Source organism: Mycobacterium sp. TH-M116, assembly GCF_057473685.1.
Genome location: NZ_JBYCLC010000387.1, coordinates 1 through 21015, shown reverse-complemented (window position 1 = coordinate 21015; position 21015 = coordinate 1). Strand labels below are relative to the sequence as shown.

Genomic DNA, 21015 nt, shown 5'->3' with positions numbered 1-21015 from the left:
GCCGTAGCCGGGTGGGGGGCCGTAGCCGGGTGGGGGGCCGGCCGGGCCGCCCGCCTGCTCCGGATTGCCTTGAAACTCCGGATTGCCTGGATGCTCTGGAGGCTGGCTCATTTCCGTCCTCGCTGTCGGGATCGCTCTACGGGCACGCCACACGGACCTTGGCATCCGGGAACTTAGCAAAGATGTGGCCGGGGCGCGCGGATTGGCGGCACCGGGTCTGGCTCGGCGCGCCCGGTTCGCAGGCGTGGTATGCCTGAAACCGTGCCCGACGGTCTGTTCGACCTTCCCGGCGATACCCAGACGACCGACCGTGAGCCGGGCGTGTCGGCAGGCGCGCCGCTGGCGGTGCGGATGCGCCCGGCCACGCTGGACGAGGTGGTGGGGCAGGGCCATCTGCTGGCGCCGGGATCACCGCTGCGCCGCCTCGTGGAGGGCTCGGGCGTGGCGTCGGCGGTCCTCTACGGTCCGCCCGGCAGCGGCAAGACCACGCTGGCGGCGCTGATCTCGCGCGCGACCGGCCGCCGGTTCGAGGCGTTGTCGGCGCTGTCGGCCGGTGTCAAGGAGGTCCGGGTCGTGATCGACCTGGCGCGCAGGGCGCTGCTGCACGGCGAGCAGACGGTGCTGTTCATCGACGAGGTGCACCGATTCTCCAAGACCCAGCAGGACGCCCTGCTGTCGGCCGTGGAGAACCGGGTGGTGCTGCTCGTGGCGGCGACCACCGAGAATCCGTCCTTCTCGGTGGTGGCGCCCTTGTTGTCCCGGTCGCTGATCCTGCAGCTGCGACCGCTGGGCTCCGATGACATCCGCGCGGTGGTGCAGCGCGCCATCGACGATCCCCGCGGGCTGGGCGGGCGGGTCCGGGTGCACCCCGATGCCGTCGACCTGCTGGTGCGACTGGCGGCCGGCGACGCCCGTCGCGCCCTGACCGCGCTCGAGGTGGCTGCCGAAGGGGCCGCGGCGGCCGGCGACGAGGTCACGGTGGAGACGATCGAGCAATCTCTGGACAGGGCTGCGGTGCGCTACGACCGCGACGGCGACCAGCACTACGACGTCGTCAGCGCGTTCATCAAGTCGGTGCGCGGCTCCGACGTCGACGCCGCGTTGCACTACCTGGCCCGCATGCTCGTCGCCGGGGAGGATCCGCGCTTCATTGCCCGCCGACTGATGATCCTGGCCAGCGAGGATGTCGGCATGGCCGACCCGGCCGCGCTGCACACCGCGGTGGCCGCCGCGCAGACCGTGCAGCTGATCGGCCTGCCCGAAGCCCAGCTGACGCTGGCGCACGCCACCGTGCACCTGGCCACCGCGCCCAAGTCGAACGCGGTCACTACCGCGCTGGCGGCGGCGATGGACGACGTCCGGGCCGGCAAAGCCGGCCCCGTCCCGGCGCACCTACGCGACGGCCACTACGCCGGAGCGACCGCCCTGGGCAACGCGCAGGGCTACAGATACTCACACGACTCCTCGGACGGTGTTGTGGCGCAACAATATCCGCCCGACGATCTGGTGGGTGTGGACTACTATCGGCCCACCGGCCGCGGGGGTGAGCGCGACATGGCGGGACGGCTGGAGCGGCTGCGCGCGATCATCCGCCGCCGGCGGGGCTGAACCGTCCGCAGGGATCGAGGCCGCAGCCGGGCGGGGGCACCCCGGCCGCGGGTTTCCCGGCGACGCGCTGCCCTGAAGCGCCCCGCCGAACGTCACTCTGGCGTGACGTTCGGCACCCGCCGTCACTCTGGCGTGACGTTCGGCACCCGCCGTCACTCTGGCGTGACGTTCGGCACCCGCCATCACTCTGGCGTGACGTTCGGCACCCGCCGTCACTCTGGCGTGACGTTCGGCACCCGGTAAAGCCGGCTCAGACCAGCTCGGGCACCCTCAGGTGGGCGAGCGCCAGCTCGAACTCGGCCACATCGACGACCTCGGCGCCCAGGTCGCGCACCCCTCTGCTGCGCAGCTCGGTCGCCTGGTCGCGGTTGCGTGCCATCGCGTCCATGCTGTCGAACGTCGAAGACGACACGGCCCGCCGGCAGGTGGGGTGGTCGACCAGCAGGCTGGCGCTGCAGAACTCGTCGAGCCCCTCCATCTCCGGGAGCAGCGACGTGCGGTAGAAGTCCAGGGACCGGCCGAGCTGGTCCGGTACCACCTTGAGCCAGGTGGACCGCACGCAGGCCCCGTCGCGGGACCGGTGGTGGCGGTGCAGCGAGGCGATCTCCCATTCCTCGATCTTGGCGCTGCCTGGAATCGCGGACCACATCAGCGCGGCACGCTCGCGGATGGGCGCGACCCGCTCGGCGCCGGCGCGCATGGCATGCACGCTTTCCCAGGAGCTGGTGGTGATGCATCTGCCGGACTGCCGGTCCACCAGCAGTGACAGGCCGACAAAGCCGTCGATCTCCGCGCAGGCGGGCATGACGACATCGCGGACATGCGCGATTCCGATCTCGATGGACAGGGGTTTCGCTTGGATGGTGGTAGAGCGTGCGTACATGGCCGACCCCTCTCGTGTCGGGGCAGCACCCCGGCGGCGCCACCGGTCCCGTCAGTGATTTTCCTCGCGCAAGCCAGGGTGTGGCAACGGTCACAGGGAATTGGCTGCGTCCGGTGGCTCGGCCGTAGGCTGGACCGGGTGCATACCGATGTCCTGGACGTGGACACCTCCCGGCGCCGCACCGTCGATCTGACCGATGCCGTCCGCAGGTTCTGCGTGCGCTGCGGCGACGGCTTGTGCAACGTGTTCGTCCCCCATGCGACGGCCGGGGTCGCGATCATCGAGACCGGTGCGGGCTCCGACGAAGACCTGGTCGAAACGCTGGAGCGGTTGGTGCCGCGCGACGACCGTTATCGGCATTCGCACGGTTCCCCGGGCCACGGCGCCGATCACGTGCTGCCTGCGATCGTGGCTCCGTCGGTGACGGTGCCGGTCGCCGCCGGCGAGCTGCGGTTGGGCACCTGGCAGAGCATCGTGCTGGTCGACCTCAACCGCGACAACCCGCGGCGGTCGGTGCAGCTGAGCTTTCTGGCGGGTTAGCGGGAAGCGGCGGACGGGGTACTGTTGGGCGGTCCGGCCAGTCGTTAGACAGTCTCCCAAAACTCGGCGAATAAGCTGGAAAACTGACGTGACGGTCCGCCGCACGCCCAGCCCGTCCGGGCCGCGGCAATTCGAGGAAAACAGGAAGAGCGGAAAAGAGTGCAGACACACGAGATCAGGAAGAGGTTCCTCGATCATTTCGTGAAGGCGGGTCACACCGAGGTGCCGAGCGCGTCGGTGATCCTCGCGGACCCCAACCTGCTGTTCGTCAACGCCGGCATGGTCCAGTTCGTGCCGTTCTTCCTGGGGCAGCGCACGCCGCCTTACTCGAAGGCCACCAGCATCCAGAAGTGCATCCGCACACCCGATATCGACGAGGTCGGGATCACCACCCGGCACAACACGTTCTTCCAGATGGCCGGCAACTTCTCGTTCGGTGACTACTTCAAGCGCGAGGCCATCGAACTGGCATGGGGCCTTTTGACCGGCGGCGTGGACGCCGGCGGTTACGGTTTGGACCCCGAAAAAATCTGGACCACAGTCTTTTTCGATGACGACGAGGCCGTGCGGCTGTGGCAGGAGATCGCCGGGCTGCCGGTCGAGCGCATCCAGCGCCGCGGTATGGAGGACAACTACTGGTCGATGGGCATCCCCGGGCCGTGTGGGCCGTCGTCGGAGATCTACTACGACCGCGGCCCGGAGTTCGGCGTGGGCGGCGGCCCGATCGCCAATGAGGATCGCTACATCGAGATCTGGAACCTCGTGTTCATGCAGAACGAGCGCGGCGAGGGAACCGGCAAGACCGACTTCGAGATTCTCGGTCCGTTGCCCCGCAAGAACATCGACACCGGCATGGGCGTCGAGCGGGTCGCGTTCATCCTGCAGGGCGTGCACAACGTTTACGAGACCGACCTGCTGCGGCCGGTCATAGACAAGGTGGCCACCGTGGCCGCGCGCCCGTATGGAAACCACGGCACACCCGAAGATGACGTGCGCTACCGGGTGATCGCCGACCACAGCCGCACGGCGGCGATCCTGATCGGCGACGGGGTGACCCCCGGTAACGACGGGCGCGGCTACGTGTTGCGCAGGCTGCTGCGCCGGGTGATCCGCTCGGCCAGGCTGCTCGACATCGCCGGCCCGATCGTCGGCGACCTGATGACCACCGTGCGCGACGCGATGGGCCCCTCCTACCCGGAACTGGTCGCCGATTTCGACCGGATCAAACGTATCGCCGTCGCCGAGGAGACCGCGTTCCACCGCACCCTGACGTCAGGCTCCCGGCTGTTCGACGAGTTGGTAGGAGTCACCAGGGCGAAGGGCGCCGAAATGGTGTCCGGTTCTGACGCCTTCACCCTGCACGACACCTACGGCTTCCCGATCGAGCTGACCCTGGAGATGGCCGCCGAGGCCGGCCTGCAGGTGGACGAGATCGGCTTCCGCGAACTGATGGCCCAGCAGCGCCGCCGCGCCAAGGCCGACGCCGCCGCGCGCAAACACGCCCACGCCGACCTGACCGCCTACCGGGAATTGGTCGACGCCGGGCCCACCGAGTTCACCGGCTTCACCGAGCTGACCTCGCAGGCAAGGATTCTGGGCATCTTCGTCGACGGCAGGCGGGTGCCCGTGGTCGCACACGGCCCGGGCGACGGCGGCGGTGCGCATCAGGTCGAACTCGTCTTGGACCGCACCCCGCTCTACGCGGAGTCCGGCGGGCAGATCGCCGACGAGGGCACGATCAGCGGCACCGGGGCCGGCCAGAGCGCCCGGGCTGCGGTCACCGACGTCCAGAAGATCGCGAAAACCCTTTGGGTGCATCGGGTCAACGTGGAGTCCGGGGAATTTGTCGAGGGTGACACCGTCGTCGCAGCGGTGGACCCGGGCTGGCGCCGGGGTGCCACCCAGGGCCATTCGGGCACCCACATGGTGCACGCCGCCCTGCGACAAGTGCTGGGCCCCGACGCCGTCCAGGCCGGTTCGCTGAACCGCCCGGGTTATCTGCGGTTCGACTTCAACTGGCAGGGTCCGCTGACCGACGAGCAACGCACCCAGATCGAAGAGGTGACCAACGAGGCGGTGCAGGCCGACTTTGCCGTGCACACGTTCACCGAGCCGATCGAGAAGGCGAAGGCGATGGGCGCACTGGCGCTGTTCGGCGAGAGCTATCCCGACGAGGTGCGGGTCGTCGAGATCGGTGGACCGTTCTCGCTGGAGCTGTGCGGTGGAACCCACGTGCACAACTCGGCACAGATCGGGCCGGTGACCATCCTGGGCGAGTCCTCGGTCGGGTCCGGGGTGCGCCGGGTGGAGGCCTACGTCGGTCTGGAGTCGTTCCGTCATCTGGCCAAGGAGCGGGCACTGATGGCCGGGTTGGCGTCGTCGCTGAAGGTACCGTCCGACGAGGTGCCCGCCCGGGTGGGCGCCCTGGTGGACCGGCTCAAAGCCGCCGAGAAGGAACTCGAACGGGTCCGGCTGGCGGGCACGCGTGCTGCCGGGGCCAACGCCGCGGCCGGTGCGGAGCGGATCGGTGACGTGCGGTTGGTGGCGCAACGGATGTCGGCCGGTACGACGGCGGTCGACCTGCGCTCGCTGGCCGGCGACATCCGCGGCAAGCTGGGCAGCGATCCGGCGGTCGTGGCGCTCATCGCCGAGGGTGACGGCGGGACGGTGCCGTACGCGGTCGCCGCCAATCCCGCCGCCCGCGACCTGGGGGTCCGCGCCGACGACCTGGTGAAGCGGCTCGCCGCGGCGGTCGACGGCCGCGGCGGCGGCAAGCCGGACCTGGCGCAGGGTTCGGGCAGGAATCCGGACGGGATCGACGCGGCGCTGGACGCGGTGCGCGCGGAGGTGGTCGCGATCGCGCGGGTCGGCTGAGTGGCCCCCACCCAGCATCGCCTGCCAGACCGGCCCGGGGATCCCGACCAGGATCCGGGCCGGGGCCCAAGTCTCGGCGTCGACGTGGGTAGCGTGCGCATCGGTGTGGCCGCCAGCGACCCCGACGGCATCCTGGCCACTCCGGTGGAGACGGTGCGCCGGGACCGCTCGGGCAGGCACCTGCGCCGGCTGGCCCGGCTCGTTGCCGAAATCGGGGCGGTGGAGGTGATCGTCGGATTGCCGCGGACGCTGGCCGACCGCACCGGCCCGGCCGCGCTGGACGCGATCGAACTGGCCGACACGCTGGCCGGCCGGATCGCCCCCACGCCGGTGCGCCTCGCCGACGAACGCCTGACCACGGTCAGCGCCCAGCGCTCGCTGCGCGCGGCCGGGGTGCGCGCCCGCGAGCAGCGAGCGGTGATCGACCAGGCGGCCGCCGTCGCGATCCTGCAAAGCTGGCTCGACCAGCGCCGCGCCGCCCGCACCGGGCAGGCCGCCGCGGCCGAAAAGGGCGCCGATGGTTGACAGCAAACGCGCCGAGCCGGAGACGATCGGGCCCCCTCGGCACCGGATGAGCCGATCGTCCCGCCTGCGCGCCGAACGCGGCCGGCGCCGGCGCCGCACGGTGGGCAGGTTCGCGCTGGCCGCAATCGTGCTGGTCGTGATGGCGGCCGTGTTCGCCGGCACCAAACTCCGGCACACCATGTTCGGCTCCGGGGACGACTACACCGGGGACGGAAAGCGTGACATCGTCATCCACGTCGAGGCCGGCGACTCGACCACCATGGTCGGGGAGACGCTGCAGAACCAGCACGTCGTCAAGACGGTCCGGGCCTTCGTCAACGCTGCGCACGGCAACGCCGCGATCAACGCGATCCAGCCGGGCTACTACCAGCTGCGCACCGAGATCTCGTCGGCCGACGCTGTCGCGCGGCTGACCGACCCGAAGAACCGGGTGGGCCGGCTGGTCATCCCGGAGGGCCGTCAGCTCGACGACACCACCGACATGAAGACCAACAAGATGACGCCCGGAATCTTCAGCCTGATCTCGCGGGCCACCTGTGTCGACCTCAACGGCAACCGGCGCTGCGTCGCGGCGGGCGAGCTGCGGGCGGCGGCGGCCGACAGCTCGCCGGCAGTGCTCGCGGTGCCGCCGTGGGCCATGGAACCGGTGACCGAGCTGGGTCACGACCATCGCCGCATCGAGGGCCTCATCGCGCCGGGGACCTTCAACGTCGACCCCGCGGCCTCGCCGGCGAACGTCCTGGCGAGCCTGATCAGTGCCGGAGCGGTGGAGTACATGAAGTCCGGACTGATCGACACCGCCGCGTCCCTGCAGCTGTCGCCGTACGACATCCTGGTGGTGGCCTCATTGGTGCAGCAGGAAAGCAATACGCAGGATTTCCCGAAGGTGGCCCAGGTGATCTACAACCGCCTGCACGAGCATCGCACGCTCGAGTTCGACTCCACCGTGAACTATCCGCTGGACCGCCGCGAGGTGGCCACCAGCGACGCCGACCGTGCCCAGCGGACCCCGTGGAACACCTACATGTCCTCCGGGCTGCCCGCCACGGCGATCTGTTCGCCCGGCGCCGACGCGCTGTGGGCCGCCGAGCACCCCGCGCCGGGGGACTGGTTGTACTTTGTCACCATCGACGCCCAGGGGACGACCCTGTTCACCCGCGACTATCAACAGCATCTGGCCAACATCGAGCTGGCTAAGCGCAACGGTGTCCTCGACAGCGCGCGCTCCTAGGAAAGTGCCCAGTAAAGCCGGGGTGCTGGGCAAGCCGATCGCCCATTCGAAGTCCCCGCAGCTGCACCTGGCCGCCTACCGCGCGCTGGGCCTGGACGGCTGGACCTACGAGCGCATCGAGTGTGACGCCGAGGAGCTGGCGGGCATGGTCGGCGGCTTCGGACCCGAGTGGGTCGGCGTGTCGGTGACCATGCCAGGCAAGTTCGCTGCGCTGCGGTTCGCCGACGAGCACACCGAACGCGCGGCCCTGGTCGGGTCGGCCAACACCCTGGTGCGCGCCCCGGCGGGCTGGCGCGCCGACAACACCGACATCGACGGTGTGGCGGGGGCGCTGGGGGCCGCCGCGGGCCCGGCGCTGGTGTGCGGGTCCGGCGGCACCGCTCCGGCGGCCGTCGTGGGACTGGCACTGCTCGGCGTCACCGATGTCACCGTCGTGGCGCGCGACGCCGCCAAGGCGGCCCGGCTGGTGGACCTGGGTGAGCGTGCCGGCGTCGCGACGCGGTTCTGCGGCCTGGACGGCGCTGAACTGGCCGACCGGGTGGCGGCCGCCGAGGTGCTGGTCAGCACCATCCCGGCGGATGCGGCGTCGCGCTACGCCGGTGCCTTCGCCGGGATCCCGGTGCTTCTGGACGCCGTCTACGACCCGTGGCCCACACCGTTGGCCGCCGCGGTCGCCGCTGCGGGCGGCCGGGTGATCAGCGGTGTGCAGATGCTGCTGCACCAGGCCTTCGCCCAGGTCGAACAATTCACAGGGCTGCCTGCTCCGCGGGAAGCCATGGCCGCCGCGCTGGGTTAGCGTGGCCGGCATGCTCATCGCGGCGGTGCTGCTGTGGATGGCCGCGCTGAGCTGGTACGACGTGCGGGAGCGCCGGTTGCCCAACCCGCTGACGCTGCCCGGGGCACTAGCGGTCCTGGCGGTCGCGGCGGTGGCCGGGCGCTGGTTGCCCGCCCTGGCGGGCGCGGCGGCGCTGGGCGGGATCTATCTGCTGGTGCACGTGTCGGCCCCCTCGGGTATGGGGGCCGGGGATGTCAAGCTCGCGTTGGGCCTGGGAGGGCTGGCCGGGTGTTTCGGCGTCGCGGTGTGGTTGTTGGCCGCGCTGGGCGCGCCCGCTCTGACCGCGCTGTGTGGCGTGGTCGCAACAAAGGCGCGCGGTGCGCGCAGCGTGCCGCACGGCCCGTCGATGTGCCTGGCCACCGCGGCGGCGGTTGCTTTGGCGCTCTGGTAGCCCGGCGCCATCGCCGAGCGTGAAGCGGTTGCGATTTTTCGGCGGGGTTTTCGCCGCAGCTTCACGCTCGGCGCGCTTTCGTCGCTGCCTGGTGCACGTGGGACAATGGCCGGGTGTTGCGCTGGATCACCGCCGGGGAGTCACACGGTCGTGCGCTGGTGGCCGTGCTCGAAGGCATGGTCGCCGGCGTGCAGGTCACCTCCACCGAGATCGCCGATCAACTCGCCCGCCGCCGCCTGGGCTACGGCCGTGGCGCCCGCATGGCCTTCGAGCGCGACGCGGTGACGGTGCTGTCCGGGGTGCGCCACGGCATCACCCTGGGCGGGCCGATCGCCGTGGAGATCGGCAACACCGAATGGCCGAAATGGGAGACCGTGATGGCGGCCGACCCGGTGGACGCGGAGCGAGCCGAGGACCTGGAGAACTCGGCGCGCAACGCGCCGCTCACCCGGCCCCGGCCCGGCCACGCCGACTACGCGGGCATGCTCAAGTACGGATTCGACGACGCCCGGCCCGTGCTGGAGCGGGCCAGCGCGCGGGAGACCGCCGCCCGTGTCGCGGCCGGGACGATCGCGCGGTCGTTCCTGCGCCAGGCGATGGGCGTCGAGGTGCTCTCCCACGTCATCGCGATCGGGCCGTCGCAGCCCTACGACGGCCCGCCGCCGCGCGCCGAAGACCTGCCCGCGATCGACGCCAGCCCGGTCCGCGCCTACGACAAGGCCGCCGAGGAGTCGATGATCGCCGAGATCGAGGCGGCCAAGAAGGACGGCGACACCCTCGGCGGTGTGGTCGAGGTCGTGGCGCTGGGCCTGCCGATCGGGCTGGGGTCGTTCACCAGCGGCGACAATCGGCTCGACGGCCAGCTGGCCGCCGCCGTCATGGGCATCCAGGCGATCAAGGGCGTCGAGATCGGCGACGGCTTTGCGACCGCGCGGCGCCGGGGCAGCCGCGCCCACGACGAGATGTATCCCGGGCCCGACGGCGTGGTCCGGTCGACCAACCGGGCCGGCGGGCTCGAGGGCGGCATGACCAACGGCCAGCCGCTGCGAGTGCGCGCCGCGATGAAACCCATCTCCACGGTGCCGCGCGCGCTGGCGACGGTCGACATGGCCACCGGCGACGCGGCCGTCGCCATCCACCAGCGTTCGGACGTCTGCGCGGTGCCGGCCGCCGGGGTGGTGGCCGAGACCATGGTGGCGCTGGTGCTGGCCCGCGCGGCGCTGCTGAAGTTCGGCGGCGACTCGCTGACCGAGACATGCCGCAACATCGACTCCTACCGGCGTGCCGTCGCCGAGCGGGACGCGCCGGCGGCCCGGGGTACCGCGTGATGACACCCAAAGCGGTGCTTGTGGGGCTGCCCGGCTCCGGCAAGTCCACCATCGGGCGGCGGCTCGCCAAGGCGCTCGGCGTGGACCTGCTGGACACCGACGCGGCGATCGAGCAGCGCACCGGCCGCAGCATCGCCGACATCTTCGCCACCGACGGCGAGCAGGAGTTCCGTCGCGTCGAACAGGACGTGGTGCGCGCGGCACTGGCCGACCACGACGGGGTCGTCTCCCTGGGCGGTGGGGCCGTCACCAGCCCGGGGGTGCGCGAGGCGCTGGCCGGCCACCCCGTCGTCTACCTGCAGATCAGCGCCGCCGAAGGGGTGCGGCGCACCGCCGGCTCCACTGCGCGGCCGCTGCTGGCCGGCGCCGACCGCGCCGCGAGGTACCGCGACCTGATGGCCCAGCGAGTCCCGCTGTATCGGCGCGTCGCCACGATCCGGGTGGATACCAACCGCCGCAACCCCGGGGCGGTGGTCCGTCACATCGTGTCGCGGCTGCCGCAAACCCGGCCCAGCGAGGCCGCCACATGACAGGCACCACCGCGCCGGTCACCCTCGAGGTGGCCGTCGACCCGCCCTACCCGGTGATCATCGGCACCGACCTGGACGGCGAGCTGGACCGGCTGCTGTCCGGTCGGCACCGTGTCGCGATCCTGCACCAACCGGTGCTCGCGCCGGCCGCCGAGGCGATCCGCAGCCGGCTGGCCGGCCACGGCGTCGACGCGCACCGCATCGAGATCCCCGACGCCGAGGCCGGCAAGGACCTGCCCGTCGTGGGGTTCATCTGGGAGGTGCTGGGCCGCATCGGCATCGACCGCAAGGATGCCCTGGTCAGCCTGGGCGGCGGCGCGGCCACCGACGTCGCCGGTTTCGCGGCGGCCACCTGGCTGCGCGGGGTCTCGATCGTGCACATGCCCACCACCCTGCTGGGCATGGTGGATGCCGCCGTCGGCGGCAAGACCGGCATCAACACCGACGCCGGCAAGAATCTGGTCGGCGCGTTCCATCAGCCGCTGGCCGTCCTGGTCGACTTGGCGACCCTGGCGACGCTGCCGCGCAACGAGCTGGTCTCCGGGATGGCCGAAATCGTCAAGGCCGGGTTCATCGCCGACCCGGCGATCCTCGACCTCATCGAGGCCGACCCGCAGGCGGCCCTGGATCCGGCCGGTGCCGTGCTGCCGGAGCTGGTGCGCCGCGCGATCGCGGTGAAGGCGCAGGTCGTGGCCGCCGACGAGAAGGAATCCGAGCTGCGCGAAATCCTGAACTACGGCCACACCCTGGGCCACGCCATCGAGCGCCGCGAACGCTACCGGTGGCGGCACGGCGCCGCCGTCTCGGTGGGCTTGGTGTTCGCCGCCGAGCTGGCCCGGCTGGCCGGCCGGCTGGACGACGCCACCGCGCAGCGGCACCGCACCATCCTGACCTCCCTGGGCCTGCCGGTCGGCTACGACGCCGACGCGCTGCCGGAGTTGCTCGAATACATGGCCGGCGACAAGAAATCCCGCGCGGGCGTGCTGCGGTTCGTGGTGCTCGACGGGCTCGCCGAGCCGGGGCGGCTGGCCGGGCCGGACCCGTCCCTGCTGGCGGCGGCCTACGCGGGGCTCGGTGAGCCATGAAGGTCAACGTCATCAACGGCCCGAACCTGGGCCGGCTGGGCCGGCGCGAGCCCGGGGTGTACGGGCACACGACCCACGACGAGCTGGCCGCGCTGGTCGAGGCCGAGGCCGCCGCGTTGGGGCTGGCGGCTGTGGTGCGGCAAAGCGACAGCGAAGCCCAACTGCTCGAGTGGATCCATGCGGCCGCCGACGCCGGGGAGCCGGTGATCCTCAACGCCGGCGGCCTCACCCACACGTCGGTCGCGCTGCGCGACGCGTGCGCCGAGTTGCGCGCGCCGCTGATCGAGGTGCACATCTCCAATGTGCATGCGCGCGAGGAGTTCCGGCGACATTCCTACCTCAGTCCGGTCGCGACCGGGGTGATCGTGGGCCTGGGCGTACAGGGCTACCTGCTGGCTCTGCGCTACCTGGTGAGCACGCGGGACTGAGCCGGCCGGCTCGGGTCAGCCGCGCTCGGGCTCCTCGGAGGGCCGATCGATGACCGCCTCGGTGGCTTCGGTCGCCTCTCCGGCCTGTCCGGCCTCGGTGGCGGCGACCGGCTTGATCACCTCGGTCTTGGCATCCTCGGCGGCCGTGGGCATGGCCTCGGTGCTGCCGCCCCACGTGCCCGTCGGGATCGTCTCGGTGGGTGCCTCGCGCTCGGCGGTGGCCACCGCCGACGGCGCGGCGGCCACCGCGCCCGCCGGCACGGCCACCTCGCCGGTGGGGGTGTCATCGTCGCGCACCGCGGAGAACACGTCGGTGTCGGCCCGCTCCTCGCCCGTGCCCTCCGGGCGCGGCGGCGGGTTGCGGTCCACCCGCCAGCGGCCGGCGGTCACACCGGTGATCGCGGCCAGGAACACGATGAGCGCGGTGAACGCCGCGAACGTCGTCAGCTCGTTGATCAGCCCCCCGGTGTAGATGGCCTTGTAGAACAGCGCGAGGACCCAGGCCACCGCGCCGCTGAGGATGCCCGCCACCAGGCCGGCCAACAACCAGGTCATCGCCAGGTCCTGGCGTCGGTCGGGGTCCGGGTTGGCCGTCGCGTCGGCGCGGCCGTCGAGTACTCCCCAGGCGAACGCGGCAGCGGTGAACAGGAGCAGGAGCACGATACTGACCAGCCCGGCCTGCGTTGGCCAGGCGTTGATGATCGTCCCCTGAATCACACGGACGACGACCATCACACCGGCGAACACCAGTCCGCGAAGCATCCAGTTAGTCATGAGCCCTCAGCGTAGCGAGTACCGTCAAGGGGCGTGACACATTCACAGCGTCGAGACAAGTTGAAGGCGCGGATCGCCGCCGGCGGGCTGGAAGCCATGCTGGTCACGGACCTGATCAACGTTCGCTATCTGTCCGGATTCACCGGGTCCAACGGCGCGTTGCTGGTGTTCGCCGACGACTCGAACGGCCGAAGCCCGGTGCTGGCCACCGATGGCCGGTACCGCACCCAGGCCGCCGAGCAGGCACCCGACCTCGACATAGCGGTCGAGCGGGCCGTCGGCCGGCACCTGGTCGGGCTGGCCGCCGGCGCCGGTGTGAGCAAGCTGGGCTTCGAAAGCGACGTCGTCACGGTCGACGGCTACGACACCCTGACCGCCGAGCTGCGGGAACGCAAGGCGGCCACCGAGCTGGTGCGGGCCGCCGGAACCGTGGAGGCGCTGCGCGAGATCAAGGATGACGGCGAGGTGGCTTTGCTGCGGCTGGCCTGCGAGGCGGCCGACGCCGCCCTGACCGACCTGGTGCAGCGCGGCGGCCTGCGGCCCGGGCGGACCGAGCGCGAGGTGAGCCGCGAGCTGGAGGCGCTGATGCTCGACCACGGCGCCGACGCGATCTCCTTCGAGACGATCGTCGCGGCCGGCGCCAATTCGGCGATCCCGCATCACCGCCCGACCGATGCGGTGCTCGCCGTCGGTGATTTCGTCAAGATCGACTTCGGCGCGCTGGTCGCGGGGTACCACTCCGACATGACCCGTACCTTCATCCTGGGGAAGGCCGCCGAGTGGCAGCTGGAGATCTACCGGCTGGTCGCCGAGGCGCAGCGCGCCGGGCGGGAGGCGCTGCGGCCCGGGGCCGCGCTGCGCGACGTGGACGGCGCGGCCCGCCGGCTCATCGTCGACGCCGGCTACGGCGAGCAGTTCGGTCACGGCCTGGGCCACGGGGTGGGCCTGCAGATCCACGAAGCGCCGGGGATCGGGGCCACGTCCGCCGGTACACTACTGGCGGGCTCCGCGGTGACCGTGGAGCCCGGTGTCTATTTGCCCGGCCGCGGCGGTGTCCGCATCGAGGACACGGTGGTCGTGCCTGATGAGACCGCCGGGCGCGGCCCGGAATTACTGACCCAGTTCCCCAAAGAACTGACCATCCTTTAGGAGATACACCGACCGTGGCATCGACCGCCGACTTCAAGAACGGACTGGTGCTGGTGATCGACGGCCAGCTGTGGCAGATCGTCGAATTCCAGCACGTCAAACCCGGCAAGGGGCCGGCCTTCGTGCGCACCAAGCTCAAGAACGTCATCTCGGGCAAGGTCGTCGACAAGACCTACAACGCCGGGGTGAAGGTGGAGACCGCCACGGTCGACCGGCGTGACACCACCTATCTGTACCGCGACGGCTCGGACTTCGTGTTCATGGACAGCCAGGACTACGAGCAGCACCCGCTGCCCGAGTCGCTGGTGGGTGACGCGGCCAATTTCCTGCTCGAGGGCATGCCGGTGCAGATCGCGTTCCACAACGGTGCGGCGCTCTACATCGAGCTGCCGGTGACGGTCGAACTCGACGTCACCCACACCGAGCCGGGGCTGCAGGGCGACCGCTCCAGCGCCGGCACCAAGCCCGCCACCCTGGAGACCGGCGCACAGATCAACGTCCCGCTGTTCATCAACACCGGCGACAAGCTGAAGGTCGATTCCCGCGATGGCAGCTACCTGGGGCGCGTCAACGCGTGAGCAAACCCGCGCGCCCCGCTAAAGGACGCCATCAGGCCCGCAAACGTGCCGTCGACCTGCTGTTCGAGGCCGAGGCTCGCGGAATGGCCCCCGGGGAGCTGGTCGACGTGCGGACCGCGCTGGCGCAGTCGCAATCCGACGTCGCGCCGCTGCACTCCCACACGGTGACCGTGGCCCGCGGCGTCGGCGAGAACAGCGCGCACATCGACGACCTGATCAGTTCGCACCTGCAGGGCTGGACTCTGGACCGGTTGCCGGCGGTGGACCGAGCGATCCTGCGGGTCGCGGTGTGGGAGCTGCTCTATGCCGAGGACGTGCCGGAGCCGGTCGCCGTCGACGAGGCCGTGCAGCTGGCCAAGGAGTTGTCCACCGACGAGTCCCCGGGCTTTCTCAACGGCGTGCTGGGGCGCGTCATGCTGGTGACGCCGCAGATCCGGGCCGCAGCGCAGGTGGTCCGAAGCCAGGCGCCGGACCCGTGAGCCGGTTGGAGTTGCGCATTGTCGTTGCTGCGGTCATGGCCGCGGTGGTGGTGGTGGGTGCGGTCGTCTGCGCGGCCTACCGGCTGAGCATCGTGGCGGCGGTGCTGGCGATCTACGCCCTGGGCGTCGGCGCCTGGCTGGCGCACTGCGTCGAACGTTTGATCGTGGCCCGCCGCATCACCACTGTCCGTTCGGCCGCCAAGCCGCTGCAGCCGTTGCTGCCGCTGATGGCCGCCCTGATGGGTCTGACGCAGGCGGTGGTGCGCTCGCTCGGCGACGTCGCCGACTTGCCGGCGCGCCGCCGGGGGCTTGCGGCACCGCCCGCCTACCGGCCACGCCGAAACGGTTCCCCGTCCGGGGTGGCCGGGTCAGGACAACTATCCGCACCAAAGGACAGGTGAGGTTATGACTGCACACTGGGGCCGGCCGCGACGGCTGCACGTGTCCGCGCTGGCGGCGGTGGCCAACCCGTCGTACACACGGCTGGACACGTGGAACCTCCTCGACGACGCGTGCCGCCACCTGGCCGAGGCCGACCTGAGCAAGCAGGACATCCACCACGACGTGGCCACGGTGCGGCGGCTGATGGACCGGCTGGCCGCCTACGAGCGGTACTGGCTGTACCCGGGTGCGGCGAACCTGGCGACCTTTCGGACCCACCTGGAGATGCTTTCGACGGTTCGGCTCGCCGAGGAGGTGTCGTTGGCGGTGCGGCTGCTGTCCGAATACGGCGACCGCGCTGGGCTTTTCGACACCGCGGCGTCGCTGGCCGAGCAGGAGCTGGTCGCCCAGGCCAAACAGCAGCAGTTCTACACCGTGCTGCTCGCCGACGATGCCCCGATGACGGCGCCCGACAGCCTGGTCGAGTGCCTGCGGGCGCTGCGCCGCTCCTCCGAAGAGATCCAGTACGAGCTACTGGTGGTCGGCAGCGTCGAGGACGCCATCACCGCGGTCGCGCTCAACGGCGAGATCCAGGTCGCGATCATCCGCGACGACCTGCCGCTGCGGTCCCGCGACCGGGTGCCGCTGATGACCACGCTGCTCGGTGGCGACGGGGACAACCCGACGGCCAGTCAAACCCACGACTGGATCGAATGCGCCGAATGGATCCGGGAGCTGCGGCCGCACATCGACCTGTATCTGCTCACCGCCGAGTCGATCGCCGCGGAGACCGACGACCCCGACGTCTACGACCGCACGTTCTACCGGCTGAACGACGTCACCGACCTGCACAGCACCGTGCTCGCGGGGTTGCGGAACCGTTTCGCCACACCGTTTTTCGACGCCCTGCGGGCCTACGCCGCGGCGCCGGTCGGCCAGTTCCACGCGCTGCCGGTCGCGCGGGGGGCCAGCATTTTCAACTCCAGGTCGCTGCAGGACATGGGCGAGTTCTACGGCCGCAACATCTTCATGGCCGAGACGTCCTCGACCTCGGGCGGTTTGGACTCGCTGCTGGACCCGCACGGCAACATCAAGGCGGCGATGGACAAGGCCGCCGTCACCTGGAACTCCAACTGGACCTACTTCAGCACCAACGGGACGTCGACGGCCAACAAGATCGTCGTGCAGGCCCTGACCCGGCCGGGCGACATCGTGCTGATCGACCGCAACTGCCACAAATCCCACCACTACGGCCTGGTGCTGGCCGGGGCCTACCCGCTGTACCTGGACGCATATCCGTTGCCGCAGTACGCGATCTACGGGGCGGTGTCACTGGACACGATCAAGAAGACGCTGCTGGACCTCGAGGCCGCCGGGCAGCTGCACCGGGTGCGCATGCTGCTGTTGACCAACTGCACCTTCGACGGCGTCGTCTACAACCCCCGCCGGGTGATGGAGGAGGTGCTGGCGATCAAGCCCGACATCTGCTTCCTGTGGGACGAGGCGTGGTACGCGTTCGCCACCGCGGTGCCGTGGGCCCGGCAGCGCACCGCGATGATCTCCGCCGAGCGCCTCGAACAGATGCTGGCATCACCGGAATACGCGGGCGAGTACCGGCGGTGGAGCGCCGAGATGGACGGGGTCGACCGGTCGGAGTGGATGACTCGCCGGCTGCTGCCCGATCCCGCCCGCGCCCGGGTCCGGGTATACGCGACGCATTCCACGCACAAGTCGCTGTCGGCGTTCCGGCAGTCGTCGATGATCCACGTGCGCGACCAGGACTTCAAGGCACTGACCCGCGACGCGTTCGACGAGGCGTTTTTGACCCACACCTCGACGTCGCCCAACCAGCAGCTTCTCGCGTCGCTGGACCTGGCGCGCCGGCAGGTCGACATCGAGGGGTTCGAACTGGTCCGGCACGTCTACAACATGGCGCTGGTCTTTCGCCACCGGGTCCGCAAGGACGCGCTGATCAGCCGCTGGTTCCGCATTCTCGACGAGTCCGACCTGGTGCCCGACGAGTTCCGGACCTCGACGGTCAGCTCGTACCGGCAGGTCCGGCAGGGGGCGCTGGCCGAGTGGAACGAGGCGTGGCGGTCGGATCAGTTCGTGCTGGACCCGACCCGGCTCACCCTGTTCATCGGCCGGACCGGGATGAACGGGTTCGACTTCCGCGAGAAAATCCTGATGGAGCGGTTCGGTATCCAGATCAACAAGACCTCGATCAACAGCGTGCTGCTGATCTTCACCATCGGGGTCACCTGGTCGAGTGTGCACTACCTGCTCGACGTGCTGCGCCGGATCGCCTCGGACCTCGACCGCCAGCAGCTCGAGAGGGGCAAGGACGACCGCGCTCTGCAGGCCCGCCGGGTCGAGGAGATCACCGAGGACCTGCCGCACCTGCCGGACTTCAGTGAGTTCGACATCGCGTTCCGTCCGGTCGACGCGTGTTCGTTCGGTGACATGCGGTCGGCTTTCTACGCCGGCTACGAGGAGTCCGACCGCGAGCACGTCCTGATGGGGATGGCCGGGCGGCGGCTCGCGGACGGCAAGACGTTGGTGTCGACGACGTTCGTGGTGCCCTACCCGCCGGGCTTCCCCGTGTTGGTGCCCGGCCAGGTGGTGTCCAAGGAGATCGTCTACTTCCTCGCCCAACTCGACGTCAAGGAGATCCACGGCTACAACCCCGAACTGGGACTGTCGGTGTTCACGCAGGAGGCGCTGGCGCGGATGGAGGCCCAGCGCAATGCGTCGACGGCCGCGGTGGGCTCCGCGTTACCGGTCTTCGCGCTGGCCGCCGACGCCGGGAGCAACGGCGACGGCGCGGCGCAGACGGTCGCCGACGAGGTCTGAGCCGCGCACGGCGTCTACCGCAGGATCTTGGCGTAGAGCAGGCTGTCCTGCGGCTCGGGCCCCATGCTCGGGTAGACGACGTGACGGGCGAGCCGGCCTTCCAGGAAGAAACCGGCGCGTTCGAGCAGGCGGGTGGACCGTTGGTTGTCGGGACTGCAGGTGGCCCACACCCGGTAGATCTGCCGGTCGGATTCCAGCGCGTTCACCAGCATGTCGAGGGCCTCGGACAGCAAACCCTTGCCCCACCAGCGCTTGCCGAGGCAGTAGCCGATCTCCACCGAGTGTGGGGCGGTCCGCCGGTAGCTGACCATCCCGACGACCTCCCCGGTGTGTCGCAGCTCGATGACCCAGGTTCGTTCGTCGTCGCCGACGTTGAGCTTCTCGGTGATCACCCGCCGGGTCGCCGCGACGTCCGGGTGCGGCGGCCACAGCAGATACCGGGTGACCTCGGGGTCGCGGGCCACCCGCTGGAACAGCGCGCCCGCGTCGTCGAGGACGGGCAGCCGCAGCAGCAACCGGGGGCCGGCGATGCGGTCAGGCGGGTAGCTGGGCATTCACAGGCCGAGCGCTTGATAGGTGCGGCGGACGAATTTCGGCTGCGCGGTGCGCAGTTGGGCCAGCGACGTGTTGCCCGCGACGGCCGTGGCGGCGTCCGCGGTCATGTCGGGCATGTTCTGGATCAGGTACAGCGCGACCAGGTCGTCGGCGGACGGGTCGGCCTGCCACCACGTCCCGTAGGCGCCGGGCCAGCTGAAGGTGCCCAGCCCGCCCGGTCCGAACAGCGGCGCGGAGCGCGCCGGATCGGTCACCACCGACAAGTTCAGCCCGAATCCGCGGCCGACCCAGTACGGCGCTCCCAGGAAGTCGTGGCGCTTGTGCTCGGGGGTGAGCCGGTCGGTGCGCATGAGCCGCGCCGAGGCGGCAGAGAGCACGCGCACGCCCTCGATGGTCCCGTCGCCGAGCAGCATCCGCACGAACCGCAGGTAATCGCCGGCGGTCGACCACAGCCCGCCGCCGGCGTTGCAGAACGACGGCGGTGTGATGTGCGGGGTCCCCATCACGTCGTGGCGCAGGGCGCCCTGCTCGTCGATCCGGTACATCGTCGCGGCGCGCCGCCGCGCCTCGGGGGTCACGAAAAAACCGGTGTCGGGCATGCCCACCGGACCCAGCACCCGTTCGTCGAGAACCTGGTGGAACGGTTTGCCCTCGACGCGGGAGGCGATGACCCCCAACAAGTCGATGGAGTGGCTGTAGGTGACCCGCTCGCCGGGTTGGTGCACGAGCGGCAGCGTGGCCAGCTCGGTCAGCCACGCGTCGGGCCCCTGGTTGAACGGCAGCCGCACGTAGGCCCGCGAGATCGGCCCGGACACCGAGAAACCATAGGCCAGGCCGCTGGTGTGGGTGAGCAGGTCCTCGATCACGATGGCGCGCTGCGCCGGATGCGTGCGGTCCAGCGGACCGCGCGGGTCGTCGAGCACCCGCACGTCGGCCAGCTCCGGCGCCCAACCCACGATCGGGTCCTTCAGCGCGAGTTTTCCCTCGTCGACGAGGCTCATCACCGCGGCGACGGTGACGGGTTTTGTCATCGACGCGATGCGGAACAGGGTGTCCTGCTGCATCGGCAGCCCCGCCTCGACGTCGCGGTAGCCGATTTCATTGACCTGCAGCAGTTTTCCACGCTGCCAGACCAGCGTCACAGCGCCGGAGAGCAGCCCCGCGTCGCACACCTCGCGGATGGAGGCGGCATTGCCCTGCAGGTTCACGAGGCCCGCTGCGCGCGTACGAACCAAAACGACATCTCGAACCGGGTGCCGTCGTGTTCGCGGCGCATCGTGGCAGGCTCCAGCGATTCGATCTCCCATCCCGCGCTGCCGAGAATGTCGCGCAGCGTCTGCTCGGAGACCACCGGGCGGGGCCATTCGTCGACGGCGCCGGTGTCGGAGAAGCAACTGATCAGCAGCGTGGCCCCGGGCCGGGTCGCGCGGTGCACCGCGGCGGCGTAGCGGCGTTTGCCGTCGTCGTCGAGGCAGTGGAACATGCCGCTGTCGATGACGGTGTCGAACGCTTCGGTGTAGCCGTCGAGCGTGGTGGAGTCGGCCACCGCGAACCGCACGTCGACTCCTGCGTCGGCGGCCCGCCGCTCTGCGGTGATGAGCGCGGTCGGGGAGATGTCGAGCCCGGTCACCCGGTACCCCTTGCCGGCCAGATAGACGGCGTTGTCGCCGAGGCCGCAGCCGATGTCGAGGACGTCACCGTGTACCCAGCCGCGGTCGTGCCAGGTGACGACGTTGTCTTTGGGTGCCTTGGTGTCCCAGGGCGGCGTGGGCATCGGTGGGATGCCCACGCCGGAGCTCTCGCCGCGGTAGAGCGCGTCGAAGTCCATGCGCTGCAACCCCGAGAAACCTGGCGATGAATGCGAGTCGGTCATTGGTGCCAGCTTAGGTCTTAGGCGGCGTGCCGTTGCGTCAGTGTGATGCCGATGCGGGTTTCGAGTTCGCTGACATCGATGGTGGGTGCGTGGGGTGGGGCTGTTGATTGGTAGG

At 70.4% G+C, this 21015-nt stretch carries 21 protein-coding genes; 16 read left to right on the top strand and 5 right to left on the bottom strand.

Features of this window, described 5'->3' with window-relative positions:
* Nucleotides 1-249: 249 nt before the first annotated feature.
* Nucleotides 250-1608, top strand: coding sequence for a replication-associated recombination protein A (locus AC2VOK_RS20170; protein ID WP_428902024.1), 1359 nt, complete (start codon nucleotides 250-252; stop codon nucleotides 1606-1608).
* 250 nt (nucleotides 1609-1858) lie between these two features.
* Here AC2VOK_RS20170 and AC2VOK_RS20165 read toward each other — a convergent pair whose 3' ends face one another.
* Complete coding sequence (locus tag AC2VOK_RS20165) at nucleotides 1859-2491, bottom strand: hypothetical protein (protein WP_428902023.1); 633 nt, start codon at nucleotides 2489-2491, stop codon at nucleotides 1859-1861.
* A gap of 138 nt (nucleotides 2492-2629) precedes the next feature.
* Between AC2VOK_RS20165 and AC2VOK_RS20160 the strand changes: the two genes are divergently transcribed.
* From AC2VOK_RS20160 to aroQ, 10 genes are all read left to right on the top strand, one after another.
* On the top strand, nucleotides 2630-3031 hold the full coding sequence (locus tag AC2VOK_RS20160) for a secondary thiamine-phosphate synthase enzyme YjbQ (RefSeq protein ID WP_428902022.1): 402 nt from the start codon (nucleotides 2630-2632) through the stop codon (nucleotides 3029-3031).
* A 159-nt stretch (nucleotides 3032-3190) separates the two neighbouring features.
* A complete protein-coding gene (alaS, locus tag AC2VOK_RS20155) occupies nucleotides 3191-5905 on the top strand; it encodes an alanine--tRNA ligase (protein ID WP_428902021.1) in 2715 nt (904 codons plus the stop codon).
* Nucleotides 5906-6430: a Holliday junction resolvase RuvX gene (gene ruvX / locus AC2VOK_RS20150; protein ID WP_428902020.1), complete on the top strand. Its 525-nt coding sequence runs from the start codon at nucleotides 5906-5908 to the stop codon at nucleotides 6428-6430.
* Nucleotides 6423-7661, top strand: coding sequence for an endolytic transglycosylase MltG (locus AC2VOK_RS20145; protein WP_428902019.1), 1239 nt, complete (start codon nucleotides 6423-6425; stop codon nucleotides 7659-7661). The genes ruvX and AC2VOK_RS20145 overlap by 8 nt, the downstream gene beginning before the upstream one ends.
* A gap of 4 nt (nucleotides 7662-7665) precedes the next feature.
* Nucleotides 7666-8457, top strand: coding sequence for a shikimate dehydrogenase (locus AC2VOK_RS20140; protein WP_428902018.1), 792 nt, complete (start codon nucleotides 7666-7668; stop codon nucleotides 8455-8457).
* Nucleotides 8458-8467: 10 nt separating this feature from the next.
* Nucleotides 8468-8887, top strand: coding sequence for an A24 family peptidase (locus AC2VOK_RS20135; protein ID WP_428902017.1), 420 nt, complete (start codon nucleotides 8468-8470; stop codon nucleotides 8885-8887).
* Between the two features lie 113 nt (nucleotides 8888-9000).
* Nucleotides 9001-10215 carry a chorismate synthase gene (aroC, locus tag AC2VOK_RS20130; protein ID WP_428902016.1) on the top strand — a complete coding sequence of 405 codons (1215 nt, stop codon included), beginning with the start codon at nucleotides 9001-9003 and terminating at the stop codon, nucleotides 10213-10215.
* Nucleotides 10215-10745 (top strand): shikimate kinase, encoded by a 531-nt coding sequence (locus tag AC2VOK_RS20125; protein ID WP_428902015.1) that lies wholly within the window; start codon nucleotides 10215-10217, stop codon nucleotides 10743-10745. Before aroC ends, AC2VOK_RS20125 begins: the two co-directional genes overlap by 1 nt.
* On the top strand, nucleotides 10742-11830 hold the full coding sequence (aroB, locus tag AC2VOK_RS20120) for a 3-dehydroquinate synthase (protein ID WP_428902014.1): 1089 nt from the start codon (nucleotides 10742-10744) through the stop codon (nucleotides 11828-11830). The genes AC2VOK_RS20125 and aroB overlap by 4 nt, the downstream gene beginning before the upstream one ends.
* Entirely contained in the window at nucleotides 11827-12258 is a 432-nt protein-coding gene (gene aroQ / locus AC2VOK_RS20115) for a type II 3-dehydroquinate dehydratase (protein ID WP_428902013.1), read from the top strand. Before aroB ends, aroQ begins: the two co-directional genes overlap by 4 nt.
* 15 nt (nucleotides 12259-12273) lie before the next feature.
* On the opposite strand, the gene AC2VOK_RS20110 is transcribed toward aroQ, so the two are convergent.
* Complete coding sequence (locus AC2VOK_RS20110) at nucleotides 12274-13032, bottom strand: B-4DMT family transporter (protein WP_428902012.1); 759 nt, start codon at nucleotides 13030-13032, stop codon at nucleotides 12274-12276.
* A gap of 33 nt (nucleotides 13033-13065) precedes the next feature.
* Between AC2VOK_RS20110 and AC2VOK_RS20105 the strand changes: the two genes are divergently transcribed.
* From AC2VOK_RS20105 to AC2VOK_RS20085, 5 genes are read left to right on the top strand one after another with little or no spacing between them, the layout of a single operon-like run.
* Nucleotides 13066-14181, top strand: coding sequence for a M24 family metallopeptidase (locus AC2VOK_RS20105; protein ID WP_428902011.1), 1116 nt, complete (start codon nucleotides 13066-13068; stop codon nucleotides 14179-14181).
* A 14-nt stretch (nucleotides 14182-14195) separates the two neighbouring features.
* A complete protein-coding gene (gene efp / locus AC2VOK_RS20100; RefSeq protein WP_421530337.1) occupies nucleotides 14196-14759 on the top strand; it encodes an elongation factor P in 564 nt (187 codons plus the stop codon).
* On the top strand, nucleotides 14756-15238 hold the full coding sequence (gene nusB, locus AC2VOK_RS20095; protein ID WP_428902010.1) for a transcription antitermination factor NusB: 483 nt from the start codon (nucleotides 14756-14758) through the stop codon (nucleotides 15236-15238). Before efp ends, nusB begins: the two co-directional genes overlap by 4 nt.
* Nucleotides 15235-15639 carry an antitermination protein NusB gene (locus AC2VOK_RS20090; protein ID WP_428902009.1) on the top strand — a complete coding sequence of 135 codons (405 nt, stop codon included), beginning with the start codon at nucleotides 15235-15237 and terminating at the stop codon, nucleotides 15637-15639. Before nusB ends, AC2VOK_RS20090 begins: the two co-directional genes overlap by 4 nt.
* 4 nt (nucleotides 15640-15643) lie before the next feature.
* Nucleotides 15644-18472 carry an aminotransferase class I/II-fold pyridoxal phosphate-dependent enzyme gene (locus tag AC2VOK_RS20085; RefSeq protein WP_428902008.1) on the top strand — a complete coding sequence of 943 codons (2829 nt, stop codon included), beginning with the start codon at nucleotides 15644-15646 and terminating at the stop codon, nucleotides 18470-18472.
* A 14-nt stretch (nucleotides 18473-18486) separates the two neighbouring features.
* On the opposite strand, the gene AC2VOK_RS20080 is transcribed toward AC2VOK_RS20085, so the two are convergent.
* The 3 genes from AC2VOK_RS20080 to AC2VOK_RS20070 are packed head-to-tail and all read right to left on the bottom strand — an operon-like array spanning nucleotide 18487 to nucleotide 20864.
* Nucleotides 18487-19026: a GNAT family N-acetyltransferase gene (locus tag AC2VOK_RS20080; protein ID WP_421530333.1), complete on the bottom strand. Its 540-nt coding sequence runs from the start codon at nucleotides 19024-19026 to the stop codon at nucleotides 18487-18489.
* Nucleotides 19027-20235 (bottom strand): serine hydrolase domain-containing protein, encoded by a 1209-nt coding sequence (locus tag AC2VOK_RS20075; protein WP_428902007.1) that lies wholly within the window; start codon nucleotides 20233-20235, stop codon nucleotides 19027-19029.
* Nucleotides 20232-20864 carry a class I SAM-dependent methyltransferase gene (locus AC2VOK_RS20070; protein ID WP_428902025.1) on the bottom strand — a complete coding sequence of 211 codons (633 nt, stop codon included), beginning with the start codon at nucleotides 20862-20864 and terminating at the stop codon, nucleotides 20232-20234. Before AC2VOK_RS20070 ends, AC2VOK_RS20075 begins: the two co-directional genes overlap by 4 nt.
* Nucleotides 20865-21015: the final 151 nt, after the last annotated feature.